This is a genomic window from Dickeya ananatis, assembly GCF_019464615.1.
Taxonomy (GTDB): Bacteria; Pseudomonadota; Gammaproteobacteria; order Enterobacterales; family Enterobacteriaceae; genus Dickeya; species Dickeya oryzae.
In genome coordinates this window covers 107,664-128,116 of record NZ_CP040816.1, presented here as the reverse complement: position 1 = coordinate 128,116, position 20,453 = coordinate 107,664, and the positions used below count along the sequence as shown (strand labels likewise).

The following is a 20,453-nucleotide window of genomic DNA, read 5'->3' as shown; positions in this document are numbered from 1 at the left end:
AGGTGGTTCCCCATTTTCCGGTCGTTTGGCAAGGTCGCCGTGAGGCCAGTCTGCCCCACGACTCAGAGCAGATTAGTGCGGCAGCTCCATCAGGAATTTACGCAGCAGCGCAAAATCCGGGGCGAAGTGGTGCGACAGCAATGCCAGATCTGCACGATCGGCCAACGCCTGCGGTAACGGCAAAGCTTTACCCAGAATCGCTTCCACACTCTCTTTAAACTTCGCCGGATGGGCAGTACCCAGGAACAGGCCGTATTCACCCGGTTGCAGTTGATCACGCAACAAACGGTAAGCGATCGCCGCATGCGGCTCTGAGGTATAACCCAGCGCTTCCAGTTCCAGCATGGTCGCTTTGGTGGTTTCGTCACTCACCGCGCCGAACGCCAGACCCTTCAGCTGCCAGTTTTTACGGCGGAACAATTCCTCCACGCGCGGCCAGTTGTTCGGCTGGCTCACATCCATCGCGTTGGAAAGCGTCGCCACTGTCGGGTTTGGCTGCCAGGCACCACTTTGCAAAAAGCGTGGCACGGTATCGTTAGCATTGGTCGCGGCGATAAAACGTTTCACCGGCAGGCCCAGCGATTTCGCCAGCAGACCGGCGGTCAGGTCGCCGAAGTTACCACTTGGCACCGATACCACCAGTTGGTTGCGCGCTTCCTGCGGCAACTGCGCCACCGCTTCAAAATAGTAACTGATCTGCGCCAGCAGACGACTGATGTTGATAGAGTTGGCAGAGTTCAGCCCGATAGCACGCTTGAGCTCTTCATCATCAAACGCCTGCTTCACCAGCGCCTGACAGGCATCGAAATCGCTGTCGATAGCGATAGTGTGGATGTTGCCACCCAGGGTACAGAACAGTTTTTCCTGCAACGGACTGATCTTGCCGTTCGGGTACAGAATCACCACCCGCACATTTTTCAGGCCGTAAAACGCGTGAGCAACCGCCGCGCCGGTATCACCAGACGTCGCGGTCAGAATCGTGATCGGTTGATCGCCCGCGACTTCCGCCAGCATCTGCGCCATCAGACGGCCGCCGAAGTCTTTGAACGCCAGCGTCGGGCCGTGGAACAGCTCCAGCGCGGCAATATCCTCACTCACCGGCACGACCGGTGCAGGGAAGCGGAACGCCGCTTTCACACGCTGGTAGACGGTTTCATCGGACATTTCATCACCAATGAACGCCGACAGGATACGGCTACTGCGGGTGACAAAATCCTGCTCCAGCAGTTCATCAACGGTAGTGCGGTCGAATTCAGGCAGCTCCAACGGGAAAAACAGGCCCTGATTGCTTCCCAGTCCTTTACGGATCGCCTCGGCGAAATTCACCTGTTCATTGTGATCTTTCAGATTGTACAGTTTCATGCGTTATCCCAATTGTCGCGCGCCTGCGGTATCCAGACGGCAAATATGAACAAAACCTTCGTCGTTCTGCAGATAGTTTTCCCGCAGCCAGTTTGCCAGGCGCTGTGCAACGTCCATATCGTTGCACACGGAAAACAGCGTCGGCCCGGAACCGGAAATGCCACAGGCCAGCGCCCCTAATTTGTTGGCAGCCTGACGTGCCTCGGCGAACCCCGGCAGCAGGCGCGTACGATATGGCTCGGCGATCACGTCTTTCATCAGTGTAGCCGCCAGTTCCGCCTGACCGGTATGGCAGGCGTGAATGAAGCCCGCCAGATAGCGACCGTGGCTAATACAATCCTGACGGCGATACTGCGCGGGTAAGATTGCCCGTGCTTCAGCCGTGGACACCTTGATGCCCGGATAAGCCATCACCCATAACCAGTCGTCGAATCCCGGTACCGGCTGGCTGATGATGCCCTGCTCTTCTATCATCAGTTGCACGCCGCCCAGAAAGCACGGCGCAACATTGTCGTAATGTACGCTGCCGGAAATACGGCCTTCCAGCTCACCCATCAGCGCCAGCAATCGGGTATCATCCAACGGCTTACCACAGAATTCGTTCATCGCCATCAATCCGGCGACCACCGAACAGGCGCTGGAGCCTAAACCCGATCCAATCGGCATGTTTTTTTCCAGCGTCATGGCAACCGGCACGGTCTTGCCAATCTCCTGACAGAACCGCTCCCAGCACTGGTAAACGATGTTATCTTTCGGGTTATCCGGCAGCTTACTGACAAAACGCCCTTCATTGTGCAGGCTGAACAGATCCGCTTCGCGCACGCTAACGCAATCGCCCAACAGGGTACCATCCACCGGTGATACCGCCGCGCCCAGCACATCAAACCCCACGCTCACATTCCCAATGGATGCCGGGGCATAAATCTTCACCATTCTCACACTCCCACCTTCCACGACAGCGTACGCAGCAGGTCTGCAAATACCCCGGCCGCCGTCACATCATTACCTGCCCCGTATCCTCGCAACACCAGCGGCAGCGGCTGATAGTAGCGGCTGTAAAACGCCAGCGCATTCTCACCGTCCTTCACTTTGAACAACGGATCGTTACCGCCTACGGCACTGATCGTCACCTGACATTTGCCGTCTTCAATCTTACCGACGTAGCGTAACACTTTACCTTCTGCACGCGCGGCTTCAACCCGGTGGGCAAATTCGGCATCCAACTGCGGTAAACGTTCCAGAAAACTGGCTACATCGCCCTGTGTATATTCCGCTGGCAGCACAGAATCAACCTGGATATCTTCCAGCTCCAGCTCATACCCCGCCTCACGCGCCAGGATCAACAGCTTACGCGCCACATCCATACCAGACAAATCGTCACGCGGGTCCGGCTCGGTAAAGCCTTTTTCTTTCGCCAGCAGCGTCGCGGCGGACAACGGCATGCCTTCATCCAGCTTGCCGAAAATAAAGGACAAAGAACCTGACAAAATACCGTTGAAGCGGATGAGCTCATCACCGGCATTCAGCAGATTTTGCAGGTTTTCGATAACCGGCAGACCTGCGCCAACGTTGGTGTCATACAGGAACTTGCGACGTGATTTCGCCGCGACCTGCCGCAACTGGTGGTAGTAACGCAGTGAACCGGTGTTGGCTTTCTTATTCGGCGTAACGACATGGAAACCGTCTGCCAGAAAATCGGCATATTGATCGGCCACGACCTGACTGGAAGTACAATCGATGATCACCGGGTTGAGCAGGTGATACTCTTTCACCAGACGGCTGAGCGCGGCCGGGCTGAACGGCTCGCGCGCACGTGCCAGTTCGTCACGCCAGCGGTCCATCGGAATACCGTGCACGTTGGTGAGCATTGCTTTGGAATTGGCGATGCCGCATACCCGCACATCGATATGTTTTTGCTTGAGCCATGATTGCTGGCGCTGAATTTGCTCCAGCAGCGCGCCGCCTACACCGCCCACGCCAATCACGAAGACGTCCAGCGTCTGATTGGTGTTAAACAGCATCTGGTGCGCCACCCGCACGCCCGTGGTCGCCACATCGTTGTTCACGACAACCGAGATTGAGCGTTCGGACGACCCCTGCGCGATTGCCACGATGTTGATATTGGCGCTGGCCAGCGCGGTAAACAGACGCGCCGACAAGCCGCGCAGCGTACGCATGCCGTCACCCACCACGGAAATAATCGCCAGTCGCTGCACGACATCCAGCGGCTCCAGCACACCCTCTTTCAGTTCCAGATAGAATTCGTCTTCCAGCGTCTTGCGCGCACGCGACAGCTCATTTTGGGATACACAGAAGCTGATGCTGTATTCAGAAGAGGACTGGGTAATCAGTACCACCGAAATACCGGCACGCGACATCACGGCAAACACACGTGCAGCCATCCCGACCATCCCTTTCATGCCGGGGCCGGAAACGTTGATCATCGCCATGTTATTGAGGTTGGTGATGCCCTTAACCGGATAGCGGATATCGTCGCTTTCCAGCCCGATGAGTGTGCCCGGGGCCTGGGGGTTTTCGGTATTCTTGATAAGGCAGGGGATTTGGAACTGGGCGATAGGAGCGATAGTGCGGGGGTGGAGAACTTTGGCGCCGAAGTACGATAATTCCATCGCTTCCTGATAGGACATCGACTTCAACAATCGCGCGTCAGGCACCTGACGCGGGTCACAGGTGTACACGCCGTCAACATCCGTCCAGATCTCACAGCAATCGGCACGCAGACATGCTGCCAGCACCGCCGCTGAGTAATCAGAACCATTGCGGCCCAGCACCACCAGTTCGCCTTTATCATTACCGGCGGTAAAGCCTGCCATCAGGATCACATGGTTCGCCGGGATCACCAGGTCATTAATACGGCGGGTCGATTCAGCGATATCAACCGTGGACTCCAGATAGTGACCCTGCGCCAACAGACTGCGAACCGGATCAATGACCGACACCTGATAGCCACGCGCCTGAAATACCGCTTCCATAATCGCGATGGAGAGTTTTTCGCCCCGGCAGATAATGCCTGCGTTGACGCTATCCGGGCACTGCCCCAGCAACGCAATGCCGTGTAATACTTGCTTGAGCTGGGCGAACTCTTCATCTACCCGCGCTTTCAGTCGGTCATAAGCAAAACCAGGCTGGGATTGGGCCAGTCCCTGCAATAAATCGGCAAAAATGACTTCTGCTTCGATGATATTTGGCTGGATGTCCTGTTTCGCCACGGTTTTTTCAATCATGGCGACCAAATGGTTGGTGATTTTCGCCGGTGCTGACAGCACCGTCGCGACCTGTCCTTGTCGTGCATTACTTTCGATGATATCGGCAACACGCGCAAACCGCTCCGCGTTGGCTACCGAGGTCCCGCCAAATTTCAACACTCGCATCTTGTCTATTCTCCTGAATTTTTTCTGGCCAAAAACGCCAAAGCGCCTTTGAAAACCGCTTGCAACAGCCTTGTATCCTTGACGGGCAGAAACAAGCCCGCAATAACTGTAAAAAAAAAGCCCGCACTCTGAAGTGCGGGCTTTTTCTGGATTCATCTGTACGCGTCAGCCCGCACCGTTACTGGTAGTACCGGTGGTAATAATAATGGTGGTGGTAACCTGGCTGGTGTAATGCATCGCGTAACGTTCTCGTGATTCAAAAAAGTTATCTGCCCTATTAGTTAGGGCAATCGCCTTGCTAAGTCAACGGATTTCTTCATTTCGCTGTTTGCTCCACGACGACCGCAATGGGGAAAGCCTCTGCAGAAAAACAAAAAAACCAGACAATTATTCAGTAAAAACGGCTTGCCGATATGTTTTGCCGCATTATCTTCATTTCCCCTTATCTTCTGCCGACAAAGCTTTTTCTACATCATGCAACAGTCTGTGCAGCATGGCATTATCCCGCTGTTCCAATAACCCAAGACGCTGCTGGAGCCAGTCACGCAACTTTTCATCCTGCTGCGCGCCAACCCGAACCAGCAAGCGCGAAAATCGCTCACGCAGCGCAACCAGTTGCCCAGATTCTGCGGGTATCGGCTCTGCTACCGACACCTGCATCAACGACGCTAACTGATAGCAATACACCATTACCGCTTGCCCCAAATTCAGTGATGGATAATCCGCCGCCATCGGCACACCGGTCAGGATGTCTGCCAGCGCCAGCTCTTCATTCGTCAGCCCGGCGTCTTCCCGGCCAAATACCAGCGCGGCAGAGCCCACCCATTGCTGCTTTTCCTGCAACACCCCCAGCAGTTGTGCCGGTTCACAGTAGTAATGAAAACGCGCACGACTGCGGGCGGTTGTTGCCACCGTAAAATCAATATCCGCCAGCGCATCGGCAAGCGTCGGAAAAATATCGACACCATCCAGAATATCGCCAGATCCATGCGCCACCCAGCGCGCCGCGGGCTCAAGATGAGCGCGACTATCCACAATCCGCAAACGACCAAACCCCATCGTTTTCATGGCTCGCGCCGCCGCCCCCACGTTCTCGGGCCGGGCTGGTGCCACTAAAATGATATAAAACTGCACATAACCTCCCAAACGACACCTGGCAGGTGCGCTGATGATTCAGATGTAACGACGATTTGACCGGTCCTCTACCAGAGGTTGGGTATATCAGACAGGCGGACAGAAACGTCAAACTCGACACCCCGGCCTGAGTGGGATGACTCCATGAAAATGGAAACGCTTCAGCCATTAGCATTTATTATGCCGTGGTCAGTATAAAAATGTTAAATTGTGATAGATAGCAGCATTCGTAGCGCGTTTTCCACAAAGCGCTAACGTGCTACAATGGAATTTGATATATGTCAATGGAACCGTAGATTTGCCAGTCGGTGAAATCAGTGCTCACTGTTATGTTGCTGTTAATAAGGTTAAACTATGCGCCACAATAGGCCCTGTTGAAAAACCTCATCGCTACCTGTTATCAGGCCGTGCGTCAGGTGGAAACAAGTGCATCAACACGTATTTGCGTACTTGAGTCGGTCGGCGAAAAAACGGTGAACACGATTTCCCAAAGCGCCCGAGAGAACCAGGACTTCTGTACTTTCGAATCTCTATATTAGTTGGCAATTTTAGGTAGCAAACATGCAGACCCCCCACATTCTTATTGTCGAAGACGAGTTGGTAACTCGCAACACCCTCAAAAGTATTTTTGAGGCTGAGGGATACGTTGTTCACGAGGCCACAGACGGCGCCGAGATGCATAACATACTGTCCGAGCATGATATCAATCTGGTCATTATGGATATTAATCTGCCGGGCAAAAATGGCTTATTACTGGCACGTGAGCTGCGTGAACAGGCAAGCGTAGCGCTGATGTTCCTGACTGGTCGCGACAACGAAGTCGACAAAATTCTGGGCCTGGAAATCGGTGCGGATGACTATATCACCAAACCGTTTAACCCCCGTGAACTGACTATTCGCGCGCGTAACCTGCTGTCCCGCACCATGAATTTGGGCGGCGGCACGGAAGAACGTCGACTGGTTGAAAGTTACCGTTTCAACGGCTGGGAGCTGGATATCAACAGCCGCTCACTGGTCAGCCCGAACGGTGAACAGTACAAACTGCCGCGTAGCGAATTCCGCGCCATGCTGCATTTCTGCGAGAATCCGGGAAAAATCCAGTCACGTGCCGAGTTGTTGAAGAAAATGACCGGTCGCGAACTGAAGCCGCATGACCGCACGGTCGATGTGACTATCCGCCGTATCCGCAAACATTTCGAATCTACTGCCGATACGCCGGAAATCATCGCGACGATTCACGGTGAAGGTTATCGCTTCTGCGGCGATCTGGAAGACTAATCGCCAGCACATCAGGTACCACTAATCGGATACCACTAAAAAGCCGGGATTATTCCCGGCTTTTTTATTCACGAGCAGTCATTCTCGCCACAGTGGTCGTTACTTCACCCAAGGCAGAATCGGCACTGCGCTGAGCGCATTCTTCGGCGAACCATCCACCAGACGATCAGAATAGGTCAGATACACCAGCGCATTACGTTTCGCATCGTAAAAACGCACTACCTGCAATTTCTTGAAGATCAGTGAAGTACGCTGCTGAAACACCACATTCCCCTTGCCTTTACTGCTGGTTATCTTGTCACTCAGGGTGATGGGCCCTACCTGCTGACAAGAGATGGCGGCATCCGATGTATCTTCCGCCAGACCAAGCCCGCCTTTGATGCCACCGGTTTTCGCTCTGCTCAAATAGCAAGTGACATTTGCCACATCAGGATCATCAAACGCTTCCACCACGATTTTATGGTCTGGACCTAACAATTTAAACGCGGTATCCACTGAACCTATCTCTTCTGCCCTGGCTGAAGTGATACCGAAAAGCAGGGCCGCAACCGTCAATACAACTTGTCTTTTCATCATCATTGCCACTCTCTCACAATTGCCGTTCTTTCGCTCGTTGCCACCATAGCGTAGTTTCTGTGGTCTACAGACCGTTTGTCAGATAGATTTCTCTGGTGACCTATGTTAATCAAATTCTTTATTCATAAGGCACAAAAATCTTGGTAAGTGCGCCAGGGAAAAAGTTGCTATTATGCCAAGCTTATACGCTTAGCTCTCGGTGTGTTCTATGAGGACGATCTATGGATCAAGCCAGTATCATACGTGACCTGCTCAACTGGCTGGAGGGTCATCTGGACCAGCCTTTATCGCTGGATAATGTTGCAGCCAAGGCCGGCTATTCCAAGTGGCATTTGCAGAGGATGTTCAAGGACGTAACAGGTCATGCTATCGGCTCCTATATTCGCGCCCGTCGGCTCACCAAAGCGGCTGTCGCACTCTGTCTGACCAGTCGCCCTATTCTGGATATCGCCTTACAATACCGTTTCGATTCGCAACAGACCTTCACCCGCGCCTTCAAAAAGCAGTTTGCGCAGACACCAGCCTCCTATCGCCGGGCGGATGACTGGAACACCTTTGGTATCCATCCACCGATTCGGCTGGGTGCGTTCACCATGCCGCAACCGCAATTTATCTCCATGCCGGAAACGCAGCTGGTAGGCCTGACTCAGAGCTACAACTGTAATCTGGAACAAATCAGCTGTTTTCGCACCGAAATACGCATCCACTTCTGGCGTCAGTATCTGGGTGAAGTAAAGCAGGTACCGCCGGTGTTATACGGGTTGCATCATTCTCGCCCAAGTAAAGAGAAAGATGATGAACACGAAGTGCTGTATACCACCGCGCTGGAGCCTCATCATGTACCGGAAGGCGTGCACCCTGGCGAACCCGTCACACTACCGGCTGGCGATTACGCGTTGTTTATCTACGAAGGCCCGGCAGACGATTTGCAGGATTTCATCATCACGCTGTACGACACCTGCCTGCCAACCTATAAACTGACCCGGCGCAAAGGGTTCGATGCCGAACGTTTTCATCCCAAAGGGGGCCATGACGCTGAACCCCCGAAAATCATACACTGTGAATATCTGATTCCCATCCAGCGTTAACGCTGCAATTCATCCAACGCCGGAGCATCAAGATGAGAAACATCTCCGGCCGTTTCCACTATCCAGCCCGGAGCAAGCCAGGGACTTTGCTGGTAATCCACACGAGATAGCGAGCAGTTGCGAAGGCGCAGACGACGTTCTGCCCAGGCGGGCAAGCCCAGTAACGTACTCAGCAAACACCCCAGCGCAATACCGTGGCTGACCAGCAGCGGGCGACTCCCCGGCTCTAACGCCTGGCACTTTTCCAGCACACGATGCATACGCACAGCCAACTCCGACATGGACTCTCCGCCGGGAATACGGCCATCACGGGTGCCATCCACCAATTGCTTACGCCAGCTTTCTTCTTCGTGGCTTAGCGAATCAATCAGCCTTTCTTCCAACACCCCCATGTTCAGTTCTCTCAGATCTGGTTCCATGATGACCTGACAGCCACCGCAGACCTGCGAGATAATATCGGCGGTATGTCGAGTCCGCCCCAGATCACTGGTGAGAATATGGGTGATCCCCAATTTTTTTACCCTGTCGGCGACCAAACGAGCTTGATGTTCACCACCTGGGGTTAACGGACTGTCCGACTGCCCCTGGATACGTCGCGCCACATTCCACTCTGTTTCACCGTGGCGAACAAGATATACCTGTAACATGATTTTTTTCCGTTATACTGCGTCAAACTAACTACAAGGTAGGGAAGCATTATGTACCATGTTGTCGCATCTACGACCAACCCGGCCAAGATTAGTGCCATCACTTTAGCATTCGCCGACGTATTTGGTGCAGATAATTGCCGTATTGAAGGGGTTGATGTAGACAGTGGCGTACCCAGTCAACCACTTGGCTCCGTTGAAACCCGAACAGGCGCAAGGAACCGCGTGATGAGGGCTCGTCAGGTTCGCCCGGAAGCAGATTTCTGGGTGGGAGTAGAGGCAGGAATCGAAGAAAGCATGACTTTCGCCTGGATGGTCATCGAAAACGCCACCATTCGGGGTGAATCCCGCTCGGCCAGTCTGGTATTACCGCAAAGCATTTTGCAGGGAATCGATCAGGGCCGTGAGCTGGGGGACGAAATGGCCCGCATTACCGGCATTCAGGACATCAAACGTCAGGGTGGTGCGATCGGTGTATTTACCGATGGCAAGCTCTCCAGAACTAGCGTGTATTATCAGGCGCTGCTACTGGCACTGGTGCCGTTTCATAATCCGGTTTATCAGCAATCCATTCATGCGGCATCTGCCTGAAGCCCCAAGTGTTACGCCTTCCGCTCTGGTAACAACTGCTCCTCCAGCCAGATTTTCAGCCTGACTGGAGCAGACTTGAGACTATTAGAGCCCCGGGTGATGGTAGCAATACCGGCACCCAGCTCATTTTTCAATTCACGCTGACTCATTTCGCCCCGCATCAGTTCCTGAATAATGCGCACACGGGTTCCGAGAGAGGCCCTCTCATCCGGTGTTAACAACAATTGCAGTAGCGGCTGTTCCAATCCTTCTGTCATTGCCTGCTGAAACAGGCTGACAAAAGCGTGCCAGTTCTCATCATCTGGCTCGGAAAAACTCGGATCGTGAAGTGAAGGTAATGTCATAACGGCCACCATACTATTTAACTAGTACAGCAGCATAACATACTATTCCCTTCAAAAAAAAGTTCAGGAAAAAGGATAAACACCCGCCCCAATGAGGCGGGCATTGAGATAATCACGCTTTGATGACGGTTAGGCGCTAAATTCGCATGCAGTTTGGTGATGGTGCATCGTGAGTTTATTTATCAGTAACGTCGCTGCCACTCATTATCCATCAACAAAGCCGTCTGGCGTTGTTGCATCAAACTGCGATAAAAAACGTCATACGCCAGCACGTTTTTAACGTACCCACGGGTTTCTGAAAACGGAATGCTTTCCACGAACGCGATCGCATCAATCCGGCCATTTGTGTCTTTCAACCAGTTATTGACCCGCGACGGCCCCGCATTATAAGCCGCCGATGCCAGAATACGGTTCTGACCAAACGACTGATAGACATAGTCCAGGTAACTGGTACCAAGCTGAATATTCATCTGCGGATCGAGCAACTGACTGCTATTGCTATAACTGGCGATGTTAAACATCTCGGCAGTGTGCTGCGCGGTAGCTGGCATCAGTTGCATCAGACCCGCCGCACCTACAGCAGAACGAGCCTGTGGATTCCAGGCGCTTTCCTGACGAGCAATCGCCATGGCATAACTCTGGCTAATTCCTTTACCTTGTATCGCCTGACGGAAATCGTCACTCCATGCCAGAGGGAAACGCTCTTCCAGATTATCCCAAAGTTTCGCCACTATCGTGGCCTGCACACTCAAATCATACCAACGTTGTTCTAATGCAAAGCGTGCCAGCGCCTCCTGTTGAGGTCTCTCCCGGCTGGCGACCAGACCGGCCCACTCTGAACGGGCCAGACTTTCCAGTCCCCAGAACATCAGCTCACGTACTCTTGCCACCTCCGGTAACTGCCCAATCGAGCGCTCCGGTTTGGCGGCAATCATGATCGTCAGCGGATAGTTAACATTCAGTTTCTGTGCAGCAGCCATCGGGTAAAAACCGCGGGTCTTCATCAGCTCGCGCAGTTGATTCTCGCCCTCTTGCTTTTGTCCTTGTTCAAGCAACAGTACTGCTCGCCAGTAACGCCACTCGTCTTTTTGCTGCACATCGGCTGGCAAACGCGCCATCCACTGTGCCAGACCGACACGATCACCTTGCCCCAACGCCATACGGACACGTCGCTCCAGCAAGGGAGCCGAGGCACTACGCAAAATTACCGCATCGCGCCAGCGCGCCTGTTCGTCGGTAGCATCGCTGCTCATCAGGCGCCAGGCAATGTCATCTTCCATGCTCTGGCGTTCCTGAGGGCGAATTTTTTGCAGCCGTACTAACTGCGGTAATAGGGCCAGCGCTTCATCGGGATCCTGACGGGCAATACGGCTAAATGTCGACAACACCGCCCTACGGGTAAAATCCGTTGGGCCGACAGAGCGGGCGAATCGTTCAATCGATTTCGTGTTGCTTTGTAACCTCAGCAACGCATCGGTGATGGTTTTGTAATCTGCCGGTAGTTGCCGGGCAAGATGGTTGACCAACCCCACACTGCCCGCATCCATGGCCAGCCGCATCCGCTCAAGCACCATCATTGAAGTCAAACCGCCTTGTTGCTGCCAGGCGGAAAACAGCTTGTCACAAGTCGGCGGCAGAGAACGGCCGGTCAGCCAGATCTCTTGTGTCTGCTCCCAGACACCTTGCGCCTGACCTGTCATCACCTTGGCATACAAATAGTTGCAGAGCGAAGCAACAGGTTTAGGCGGTTGAGGGCTGAACGCCAACAAGCCGCTCCAGTCCTGACGACGGGCAAGCTCATTGATAAAACTGTTATTCAACGTCCGTACCGCGGGCAGTGTCGGGTGTGACGTCATAAACTGCCTGACCTGCACGGTGCTCACCGTCGAAAGATCCTGAGTCAGAGCGCGATATTCCAGATAGGGATAAAGCGGATAATCACGCAACGTCGGCATCAATTGGGAAACAACGTCCATCTGATTATTATCCCAGGCGGACTTTACTTGCTGATAGCGCTGCCGCTGCTCATCGAGCGAATCAGCCAGCACCTGGTACGAAACCCCAACGAGACACAGCACGGCGGCCACAGCTCGCCAATACCCTATTTTGAACATACTGCCCTGACCTCACTCGTTATCGATTCTGCCATTGCGCCAGATGCCGCCTTCAATACCCTATCAACATACTATCAATGTGTTATCAATGCGTTATCAATTCAAGCGCTCAGCCATGCCGTTCCAGACCCACAACGACCACATTGACACCGGCAACGTCTGACTTTTTCAAACTAAATCAGTGTGGCATATCCAGCCCGGCAACGATACGCCGAAAGCGCGCTAAAACAGAACGAAATTCACGGTGTTTTCCCCGTTGTATCAATAGCGCTCGCAGTTTTAGCGGATATCTGTGTCGATTACACCATCACGGATGGAAGCCGCCTCGCAGAGTCGGCAACACGATGACAGGATGGCTGGGATCATGAGGCGAAAACAGCTAAACTCCGTCAACAGTAAATTCCTTTTGCCGGTGGAGCACTTGTGCGCTTCCGGTATCATGCCCCTACAGGCGCCATGCTTTTAATGGCATAACGCTAAACTGGACAGAAAGAGGCTCAGAGCAACGTGGCTCAATACGTTTACACTATGCACCGCGTCGGTAAGGTTGTTCCGCCGAAGCGACATATCCTGAAAAATATCTCCCTTAGTTTCTTCCCCGGCGCCAAAATCGGCGTTCTGGGTCTAAACGGTGCGGGTAAATCCACTCTGCTGCGCATCATGGCAGGGATTGATAAAGACATCGAAGGCGAAGCACGCCCGCAACCGGGAATTAAGATCGGTTATTTGCCTCAGGAACCCCAACTGAATCTGGAACATACCGTTCGTGAAGCCATTGAAGAGGCGGTCAGCGAAGTGAAACACGCGCTGACCCGCCTGGACGAGGTTTACGCCGCCTATGCCGACCCGGAAGCTGACTTCGATAAACTGGCGAAAGAACAAGGTGAACTGGAAGCGATTATTCAGGCGCACGATGGTCATAATCTTGATAATCAGCTAGAGCGAGCCGCTGATGCGCTGCGTCTGCCGCCGTGGGATGCAAAAATCGCCAATTTGTCCGGTGGTGAACGCCGTCGTGTCGCTATCTGTCGCTTGCTGTTGGAAAAACCCGACATGCTACTGCTCGACGAACCGACTAACCATCTGGACGCCGAGTCCGTGGCCTGGCTGGAACGCTTCCTGCATGACTATGAAGGCACCGTCGTCGCCATCACCCACGACCGTTACTTCCTTGATAACGTCGCGGGCTGGATTCTGGAACTGGACCGTGGTGAAGGGATCCCATGGGAAGGCAACTATTCTTCCTGGCTGGAACAAAAAGATCAGCGTCTGGCACAAGAAGCGGCAACCGAAGCTGCACGGCGCAAATCCATTGAGAAAGAACTGGAGTGGGTACGTCAAAATCCGAAAGGTCGTCAGGCCAAAGGCAAAGCGCGTCTGGCCCGCTTCGATGAACTTAACAGCGTGGAATACCAGAAGCGTAATGAAACCAGCGAACTGTTTATTCCGCCTGGCCCTCGTCTTGGCGACAAGGTGCTGGATGTTCAGAACCTTACCAAGTCCTATGGCGACCGGGTGTTGATCGACAACTTGTCGTTCTCCATTCCTAAAGGCGCCATCGTTGGGATTATCGGCCCTAACGGTGCCGGTAAATCAACGCTGTTCCGCATGTTGTCCGCTCAGGAACAACCGGACTCCGGCACGATCTCACTGGGTGAAACCGTTCAACTGGCATCAGTCGATCAGTTCCGTGACAAAATGGACGGCAGTAAGACCGTATGGGAAGAAGTCTCCGGTGGTCAGGATATTATGCGCATCGGTAATTTCGAAATCCCAAGCCGTGCCTACGTCGGTCGCTTCAACTTTAAAGGCGTCGATCAGGGTAAACGGATCGGAGAGCTCTCCGGTGGTGAACGCGGCCGTGTACATCTGGCCAAACTGCTGCAGGTTGGCGGCAATATGCTGCTACTTGACGAACCAACCAACGACCTGGATATCGAAACGCTGCGAGCGCTGGAAAACGCCCTGCTGGAGTTCCCAGGTTGCGCCATGGTCATCTCCCATGACCGCTGGTTCCTGGACCGTATCGCCACCCACATCATCGACTATCAGGATGAAGGTAAGGTGGAATTCTTTGAAGGTAACTTCACGGAATACGAAGAATACAAAAAACGCACGCTGGGTGCAGAAGCGCTGGAACCACATCGCATCAAGTATAAGAAAATGGCGTAACATTACGCCCTTTCTATTCTGTCACAGCCAGTTCCTGTGACAATAAAGCCCGCCGACTGGCGGGCTTTTCATTTGAATACATTAGCTTAGTCATCCTGTGTGGCAAATTAAGCCACATAGGATAACCGTCAGAACATTTCCCAATTCTGATCGCTACGGCTACTTTTGCCCGCACCAATAGCGGCCACGGCGGGAACAGCCTGTAAAGTCGGGCGGGGTGGTAACGACGCACGAGCAGGCTCGCTGTCCCGACGATGACTCACCTTGAAGACCGCTACCGCCTGGGTCAACCGCTCAGCCTGCGATTCCAGTGAAGATGCAGCGGCGGAAGCCTCCTGCACCAGTGCAGCGTTTTGCTGTGTTGTGCCTTCCATTTCCAGCACAGCCTGATTCACCTGACCAATGCCACGGCTTTGCTCATCAGATGCAGAGGCAATTTCACCCATGATATCCGTCACGCTGACAACCGCTTTTACGATCTCATCCATCGTATCACCCGCTTTTGCCACCAGAACGGAGCCAGCATCCACCAGCTTGCCGGATTCACCAATCAGTGATTCAATTTCTTTCGCTGCCTGCGCGCTGCGTTGCGCCAGGTTGCGCACCTCACCAGCCACCACCGCAAATCCCCGCCCCTGTTCACCAGCACGGGCAGCTTCTACCGCCGCATTCAGCGCCAGAATATTGGTCTGGAAAGCGATGCTATTAATAACACTGGTGATCTCCGATATTTTTCTCGAACTGGAGGAAATATCGCCCATGGTTCTCACCACGTCCTGAACAATAGAGCCACCTTGTTCCGCCTTGCTGGAGGCATTACGTGCCAGTTGGCTGGCATGGTTGGCATTATCGGAGTTCTGCTTCACGGTGGAAGTCAGCTCTTCCATGCTGGCTGCCGTCTGCTCCAGCGCCGCCGCCTGCTGCTCTGTACGGGAAGAAAGGTCGACGTTACCCGCGCTGATTTCCGACGCCCCCTGATAGATAGAATCGGCACCTTCGCGAACGACCGTCACGGTATTGGTCAAAGACTCCTGCATGTGCTGCAGGTTTTGCCCCAGAATACCGATTTCGTTGCGTCCCAGATTTTCAGCCGGTTGGGTCAGATCACCCTGAGCAATTTTCTGGATACGGGCAATCAGCACGTTAACCGGTACCAAAATCGCCCGACGGATGACCAGATACGTCAGCGCGGCCAGCAAAATCGCCAAAATAAACGACGCCCCCATCAGGATATTCCCCAGACGGGCGTTAGCAGAGGCCTGCGCATTAATACTGTTTGCATGATCGGTCAGGTACTTCACTTCCTTTCGCACCTGAAGGGCATAATTCGTATCCAACTGGCGAGCCAGTGTCGTTTCCAGTTCAATGGTATTTTCGAATTCACCGTTACGCACAAACTCCACCATCGGCAACATTATCTTGTCACGATAGGCGGTATAGTTGGCGCTCAACTCAGAATCCAGGGCTGTCTCTTGCGCGGATTTGTCAGTTCGCGCCATATACTCATCAAAACGCTTCTGTGAGCTTTTGATGCGTTCCAGACCCTCGGTAAAGGCCTGTTTGTAAGCCTCAGTATCACCGATACGCGACGATGCCACGGCCTGAACCAGCAACTGACGGGAAACACGCAGTTGGTCCATACTGCTGCTGACCCCAGCCCGGATATCGGAAACCAGATTAGCCCGCTCCAGAGAGGCATTACTCTGTTTGAGAAAATAACTGGCAGTACCAATTGAGAGAGCAAACAGAACCAGAATAATGGTTAACAGGGTAATAAACAGCGTCACAAGACGAATGTTATTTATCGAAGAAATATTTCCTTTTTGTTCTGCCATTCCGATTTCTCACTTTCACTACAAGATGCTGAACACTTCCACTATCTCAACAGCAGAAGCACGTATAGCTTTGCGCCATTTAGTACTCCCTGGCATACACCGGCTGCTGCCACATCAGCGTCCGGTAAGGCAACAAACGTCACACCAAAGCGCAAAACAAAACGACATTTTATTTTAATTGTATTGTTGTTTCTCTAAAAAAGAAAAACCGTGACGACTGTAGCATGCTCTGTTGATAAGTGGTAAATAGAAACGCTCAGGTTCCTTTTTTATGATGAAGTCATCATATATCAGGCGGAGATATCAACCGAAAACTAGCCTTTGCAGGGGAAAATTCAAAAGATGGCAAAGGAAGGTTGTAGCCCGTACGCTGATAGTCTGCCGATAACTGACGGGCAGAAGAAAGCCGTTGCTGGGTACGTTGCCCCTACTGTATTTCCTGGCAAAACGGCACGGTTTACCGTGAAGAATAATCGCACAACGCGTCAAAGCTCAGTGCAAAATCAATAAAGCTATTCAGAGCGGGAGAATTCAACCTGCGCCCAGGATAAATCAAATAGAGATCGTTAGTATCAGCCTGCCATTCCGACAAAAGACAAACCAACTCACCGCTATCTATCTGCTCACGGCACAAAAATGCCGGTAACAACGTAATACCGCCACCCGCCAGTACACAAGCACGCGCATACAGCAGATTGTCGGTAATGTGAGATTGCGGCAACCGCCAGAGAAAATACTCTGCTTCCCGGCGAAATCCCCATTCCGGCCAGGCACGGTGCGCAATACACCGGTGCGCTTGCAGTTCACGCGGGTGCGTAATCGGCGGAAATGCCGCCAGATAGGCGTCAGAAGCCACCAGATAATGCGGCACTTGTCCCAAAGAACGACCAATCAGGGAAGAATCCTGCGGTTTACCGGTACGCAATGCGGCATCGAACCCTTCTTCCACCAGATCAATGACCCGATCAGCCACCACAATCTCCAGCGACACCGCCGGAAAGCGGGACTGAAACTCGGCGGTCAAACGTGCCAACAACGTCGCCCCTAATCCGGCTGGGCTGGTTATTCGCAAGCGCCCACTGGGTTTATCCCGTAAGTGTTGCATCGCCATCTCAGCACGCTCGCTGGCCTGGCGCATTTCCTGGCAATGCACCAGATAGCGTTCCCCCGCAAAGGTGAGGTTCAGCTTGCGAGTCGTTCGATTGAACAACCGTAACCCCAACGATTGCTCTAATTGACTGACTCGTAAACTGAGACTCGACTTGGCCATCCCAGCCTGCCTGGCCGCTTCGGTAAAACTGCCGCATTCAGCCACCAGGGCGAACAGCGCCATATCCTGCAATTGTCTGAACATGATTGTTCTTCTCAGTCGAACACGTCGTTAGTGATTGTCCATCTTATCAGTACTATCGACGGGTTCTACACTGTCGTTACATCCAACACGCAACGATGGAAACATTGATCATGACAGTAAAAGCAATCGCCGTTGACCCCAGCTCTCCTGATAATTTCGTAGAAATCACGACCGAATTACCACAGCCCGGTGAGTATGACCTGTTGGTAGCCGTAAAAGCGGTGTCGGTTAATCCGGTGGATACCAAAGTACACGCAGGATTACGTCGAAACGGTCTGCAACATCCGCGCATTCTGGGGTGGGATGCCAGTGGCGTCGTGATAAAAACCGGCTCAGGTGTCAGCAACTTCAACGTCGGAGATGAAGTCTGGTACGCCGGTGATATTACGCGCCCAGGCAGCAACAGCACCCATCAGTTAGTCGATGCCCGCATCGCCGCGCACAAACCCGCCTCACTGAATTGGGCTGAAGCGGCCGCCTTGCCGTTGACAGCACTGACCGCCTGGGAAGGGCTATTTGAACATCTGAATATTCAGCATGCGGCTAAAGGCAAAACGCTGCTGATCATCGGCGGCGCTGGCGGCGTCGGTTCACTGGCAATTTCACTGGCGGCACAACGCAGCGAGGTGACCGTCATCGCGACGGCGTCTCGTCCCGACTCAGCACAATGGTGCCGCGACCGTGGCGCACATCTGGTGGTGGATTATCGCCATCTGGCTGATGACCTGAAAAAGCAGAATATTGAGCACGTAGATTACATTTTCTGCCTGAATGACACTGACGGTCATTGGGATGCCATCAGTCAGTTAATCGCCCCGATGGGACATATCTGTACCATCGTGGAAAATACCCGTCCTTTAGATCAAAACGCACTGAAGTTAAAAAGCGCGGCGCTGCACTGGGAGTTCATGTTTACCCGCAGCATGTTTACCACACCGGACATAGCTCGTCAGGGAGAAATTCTGCATGAGGTGGCGCAACTGGTGGATAACGGTCTCTTGCAGGGCACCCTTAGCCAGACCCTGAACGGATTAACACCAGAAACACTCAAGCAGGCCCACGAAACCCTACTGAACGGCCATATGCGCGGTAAGCTCGTCATCACACTGTGAGTGCAAATCACCAGTGACAGCGTCAGCATAAAAAAGCCAGCCCGCCGGGCTGGCTTTTTCATCCACGCAATATGCCGTCGGCTACCACCGACTTGCTACTCGCTACTTAGTACAGCAAGCGGGCACGAATAGTGCCGGGGATAGATTTCATCAGTTGCAGCGCGGTATCAGCACCGTCCGTTTCCACATCGATAACCACATAACCGATGGTCGGGCTGGTCTGCAGATACTGTGCGGCAATGTTAATGCCCTGCTCAGCAAAGATGTTGTTAATCTGCGTCATGATACCCGGACGGTTTTCATGGATGTGCAGCAGACGGCTGGCACGATCGCTGTGCGTCGGCAACGATACTTCCGGGAAGTTGACAGCAGACAAGGTAGAACCGTTATCAGAGTATTTCACCAGTTTCCCGGCAACCTCGATACCAATATTCTCCTGCGCTTCTTCCGTCGAACCACCAATATGCGGTGTCAGGATCACGTTATCGAATTCGCACAGCGGCGACAGGAACGGGTCACTGTTGGTTGCCGGTTCCTGCGGGAACACGTCGATAGCCGCACCAGAAAGGTGCTTATTGGCAAGAGCGTCGCTCAATGCCGGAATATCGACCACGGTACCGCGTGATGCGTTGATCAAAATCGAACCTGGCTTCATCAATGCTAGTTCGTTGGCGCCGATCATATTCTGGGTACTGTCGGTTTCCGGCACATGCAGACTGACCACATCACTCATATTCAGCAGTTCAGACAAATGGCGAACCTGCTGGGCATTCCCCAACGGCAATTTGCTTTCGATATCGTAGAAATAGACATGCATCCCCAGGCTTTCAGCCAGGATCCCAAGTTGGGTACCGATGTGACCATAACCAATGATACCGAGCTTCTTACCGCGAGCCTCAAAGCAGCCAACCGCCTGTTTGTGCCAGATACCACGATGCGCTTTAGCGTTAGCAGTCGGAATGCCGCGCAACAACAGCAGCAGTTCACCGATAACCATTTCGGCTACGGAGCGAGTATTGGAAAAAGGTGCGTTGAAGACCGGGATGCCACGTTTGGTTGCAGCCGACAGCTCAACCTGATTCGTGCCGATACAAAAACAACCCACAGCCACCAGTTTTTCAGCGGCTGCGAAAATGTCTTCCGTCAGATGCGTACGCGATCGAATCCCCACAAAGTGCGCGTCACGAATCGACGCTTTCAGCGCTTCCGGGTCAAGCGCCCCTTTATGGTATTCAATATTGGTGTAACCTGCTGCACGCAGATTCTCCAGCGCATTCGGGTGTACCCCCTCCAGCAGCAGGAACTTAATCTTATCTTTTTCCAGTGATACCTTTGCCATTTCCCGACCTTATTTTCAGACTTCAGATATGACGGTTTGCAAACCGGTCTGTGCAAACATAACAAAAAATACGCAGGCGGCAATACAAACGATTGCCTTCGCGTTTTTTCTTACC

The 20,453-nt window shown here is 53.1% G+C and carries 16 protein-coding genes and 1 other annotated feature; of the genes, 5 read left to right on the top strand and 11 right to left on the bottom strand.

Going from position 1 to position 20,453, the window contains the following annotated elements; all coding sequences use genetic code 11:
- Positions 1–72: 72 nt before the first annotated feature.
- The 4 genes from thrC to FGI04_RS00520 all read right to left on the bottom strand — a co-directional run bounded on the left by thrC (position 73) and on the right by FGI04_RS00520 (position 5,888).
- Positions 73–1,362 carry a threonine synthase gene (gene thrC, locus FGI04_RS00535; RefSeq protein ID WP_342698565.1) on the bottom strand — a complete coding sequence of 430 codons (1,290 nt, stop codon included), beginning with the start codon at positions 1,360–1,362 and terminating at the stop codon, positions 73–75.
- 3 nt (positions 1,363–1,365) lie between these two features.
- Positions 1,366–2,295 carry a homoserine kinase gene (gene thrB / locus FGI04_RS00530; RefSeq protein ID WP_342698564.1) on the bottom strand — a complete coding sequence of 310 codons (930 nt, stop codon included), beginning with the start codon at positions 2,293–2,295 and terminating at the stop codon, positions 1,366–1,368.
- Positions 2,296–2,297: 2 nt separating this feature from the next.
- Entirely contained in the window at positions 2,298–4,754 is a 2,457-nt protein-coding gene (thrA, locus tag FGI04_RS00525) for a bifunctional aspartate kinase/homoserine dehydrogenase I (protein WP_407274085.1), read from the bottom strand.
- 110 nt (positions 4,755–4,864) lie between these two features.
- Positions 4,865–4,981 (bottom strand) — a sequence feature (Thr leader region).
- Positions 4,982–5,186: 205 nt separating this feature from the next.
- Positions 5,187–5,888 (bottom strand): tRNA/rRNA methyltransferase, encoded by a 702-nt coding sequence (locus FGI04_RS00520; RefSeq protein WP_407321854.1) that lies wholly within the window; start codon positions 5,886–5,888, stop codon positions 5,187–5,189.
- 561 nt (positions 5,889–6,449) lie between these two features.
- Here FGI04_RS00520 and arcA point away from each other — a divergent pair.
- On the top strand, positions 6,450–7,166 hold the full coding sequence (gene arcA / locus FGI04_RS00515; protein WP_012768295.1) for a two-component system response regulator ArcA: 717 nt from the start codon (positions 6,450–6,452) through the stop codon (positions 7,164–7,166).
- A gap of 99 nt (positions 7,167–7,265) precedes the next feature.
- On the opposite strand, the gene creA is transcribed toward arcA, so the two are convergent.
- Positions 7,266–7,742 (bottom strand): protein CreA, encoded by a 477-nt coding sequence (gene creA, locus FGI04_RS00510; RefSeq protein WP_342698668.1) that lies wholly within the window; start codon positions 7,740–7,742, stop codon positions 7,266–7,268.
- Positions 7,743–7,963: 221 nt separating this feature from the next.
- On the opposite strand from creA, the gene robA reads away from it, so the two are divergent.
- Positions 7,964–8,830: an MDR efflux pump AcrAB transcriptional activator RobA gene (gene robA / locus FGI04_RS00505; protein WP_407340017.1), complete on the top strand. Its 867-nt coding sequence runs from the start codon at positions 7,964–7,966 to the stop codon at positions 8,828–8,830.
- Here the strand turns inward: robA and gpmB are convergent.
- Positions 8,827–9,477 carry a 2,3-diphosphoglycerate-dependent phosphoglycerate mutase GpmB gene (gpmB, locus tag FGI04_RS00500; protein ID WP_342698561.1) on the bottom strand — a complete coding sequence of 217 codons (651 nt, stop codon included), beginning with the start codon at positions 9,475–9,477 and terminating at the stop codon, positions 8,827–8,829. The genes robA and gpmB overlap by 4 nt on opposite strands.
- Positions 9,478–9,528: 51 nt before the next feature.
- Between gpmB and yjjX the strand changes: the two genes are divergently transcribed.
- Positions 9,529–10,068: an inosine/xanthosine triphosphatase gene (yjjX, locus tag FGI04_RS00495; RefSeq protein WP_342698560.1), complete on the top strand. Its 540-nt coding sequence runs from the start codon at positions 9,529–9,531 to the stop codon at positions 10,066–10,068.
- Between the two features lie 11 nt (positions 10,069–10,079).
- On the opposite strand, the gene trpR is transcribed toward yjjX, so the two are convergent.
- Both trpR and sltY read right to left on the bottom strand, forming a co-directional pair.
- Complete coding sequence (gene trpR, locus FGI04_RS00490; protein ID WP_407274087.1) at positions 10,080–10,412, bottom strand: trp operon repressor; 333 nt, start codon at positions 10,410–10,412, stop codon at positions 10,080–10,082.
- Positions 10,413–10,594: 182 nt separating this feature from the next.
- Complete coding sequence (gene sltY, locus FGI04_RS00485) at positions 10,595–12,526, bottom strand: murein transglycosylase (protein WP_407274088.1); 1,932 nt, start codon at positions 12,524–12,526, stop codon at positions 10,595–10,597.
- Between the two features lie 507 nt (positions 12,527–13,033).
- Here sltY and ettA point away from each other — a divergent pair.
- Entirely contained in the window at positions 13,034–14,698 is a 1,665-nt protein-coding gene (gene ettA, locus FGI04_RS00480; protein WP_168366512.1) for an energy-dependent translational throttle protein EttA, read from the top strand.
- Positions 14,699–14,826: 128 nt separating this feature from the next.
- Here ettA and FGI04_RS00475 read toward each other — a convergent pair whose 3' ends face one another.
- Positions 14,827–16,533 (bottom strand): methyl-accepting chemotaxis protein, encoded by a 1,707-nt coding sequence (locus tag FGI04_RS00475; protein WP_407337242.1) that lies wholly within the window; start codon positions 16,531–16,533, stop codon positions 14,827–14,829.
- Between the two features lie 457 nt (positions 16,534–16,990).
- The gene (locus FGI04_RS00470) at positions 16,991–17,887 is read right to left on the bottom strand and encodes a LysR family transcriptional regulator (RefSeq protein WP_407321856.1); all 897 of its coding nucleotides are present in this window, start codon (positions 17,885–17,887) and stop codon (positions 16,991–16,993) included.
- A gap of 110 nt (positions 17,888–17,997) precedes the next feature.
- On the opposite strand from FGI04_RS00470, the gene FGI04_RS00465 reads away from it, so the two are divergent.
- Complete coding sequence (locus FGI04_RS00465; RefSeq protein ID WP_407321857.1) at positions 17,998–18,999, top strand: zinc-binding alcohol dehydrogenase family protein; 1,002 nt, start codon at positions 17,998–18,000, stop codon at positions 18,997–18,999.
- 106 nt (positions 19,000–19,105) lie between these two features.
- Here FGI04_RS00465 and serA read toward each other — a convergent pair whose 3' ends face one another.
- The gene (gene serA, locus FGI04_RS00460) at positions 19,106–20,338 is read right to left on the bottom strand and encodes a phosphoglycerate dehydrogenase (RefSeq protein ID WP_019843328.1); all 1,233 of its coding nucleotides are present in this window, start codon (positions 20,336–20,338) and stop codon (positions 19,106–19,108) included.
- Between the last annotated feature and the right edge of the window lie 115 nt (positions 20,339–20,453).

Coding starts and splice junctions, on each gene's coding strand:
- thrB (WP_342698564.1), bottom strand. CDS start 2,295: ATGGTGAAGATTTATGCCCCGGCATCCATTGGGAATGTGAGCGTGGGG.
- yjjX (WP_342698560.1), top strand. CDS start 9,529: ATGTACCATGTTGTCGCATCTACGACCAACCCGGCCAAGATTAGTGCC.
- creA (WP_342698668.1), bottom strand. CDS start 7,742: ATGATGAAAAGACAAGTTGTATTGACGGTTGCGGCCCTGCTTTTCGGT.
- FGI04_RS00475 (WP_407337242.1), bottom strand. CDS start 16,533: ATGGCAGAACAAAAAGGAAATATTTCTTCGATAAATAACATTCGTCTT.
- serA (WP_019843328.1), bottom strand. CDS start 20,338: ATGGCAAAGGTATCACTGGAAAAAGATAAGATTAAGTTCCTGCTGCTG.
- arcA (WP_012768295.1), top strand. CDS start 6,450: ATGCAGACCCCCCACATTCTTATTGTCGAAGACGAGTTGGTAACTCGC.
- trpR (WP_407274087.1), bottom strand. CDS start 10,412: ATGACATTACCTTCACTTCACGATCCGAGTTTTTCCGAGCCAGATGAT.
- FGI04_RS00470 (WP_407321856.1), bottom strand. CDS start 17,887: ATGTTCAGACAATTGCAGGATATGGCGCTGTTCGCCCTGGTGGCTGAA.
- thrA (WP_407274085.1), bottom strand. CDS start 4,754: ATGCGAGTGTTGAAATTTGGCGGGACCTCGGTAGCCAACGCGGAGCGG.
- robA (WP_407340017.1), top strand. CDS start 7,964: ATGGATCAAGCCAGTATCATACGTGACCTGCTCAACTGGCTGGAGGGT.
- thrC (WP_342698565.1), bottom strand. CDS start 1,362: ATGAAACTGTACAATCTGAAAGATCACAATGAACAGGTGAATTTCGCC.
- gpmB (WP_342698561.1), bottom strand. CDS start 9,477: ATGTTACAGGTATATCTTGTTCGCCACGGTGAAACAGAGTGGAATGTG.
- sltY (WP_407274088.1), bottom strand. CDS start 12,526: ATGTTCAAAATAGGGTATTGGCGAGCTGTGGCCGCCGTGCTGTGTCTC.
- FGI04_RS00465 (WP_407321857.1), top strand. CDS start 17,998: ATGACAGTAAAAGCAATCGCCGTTGACCCCAGCTCTCCTGATAATTTC.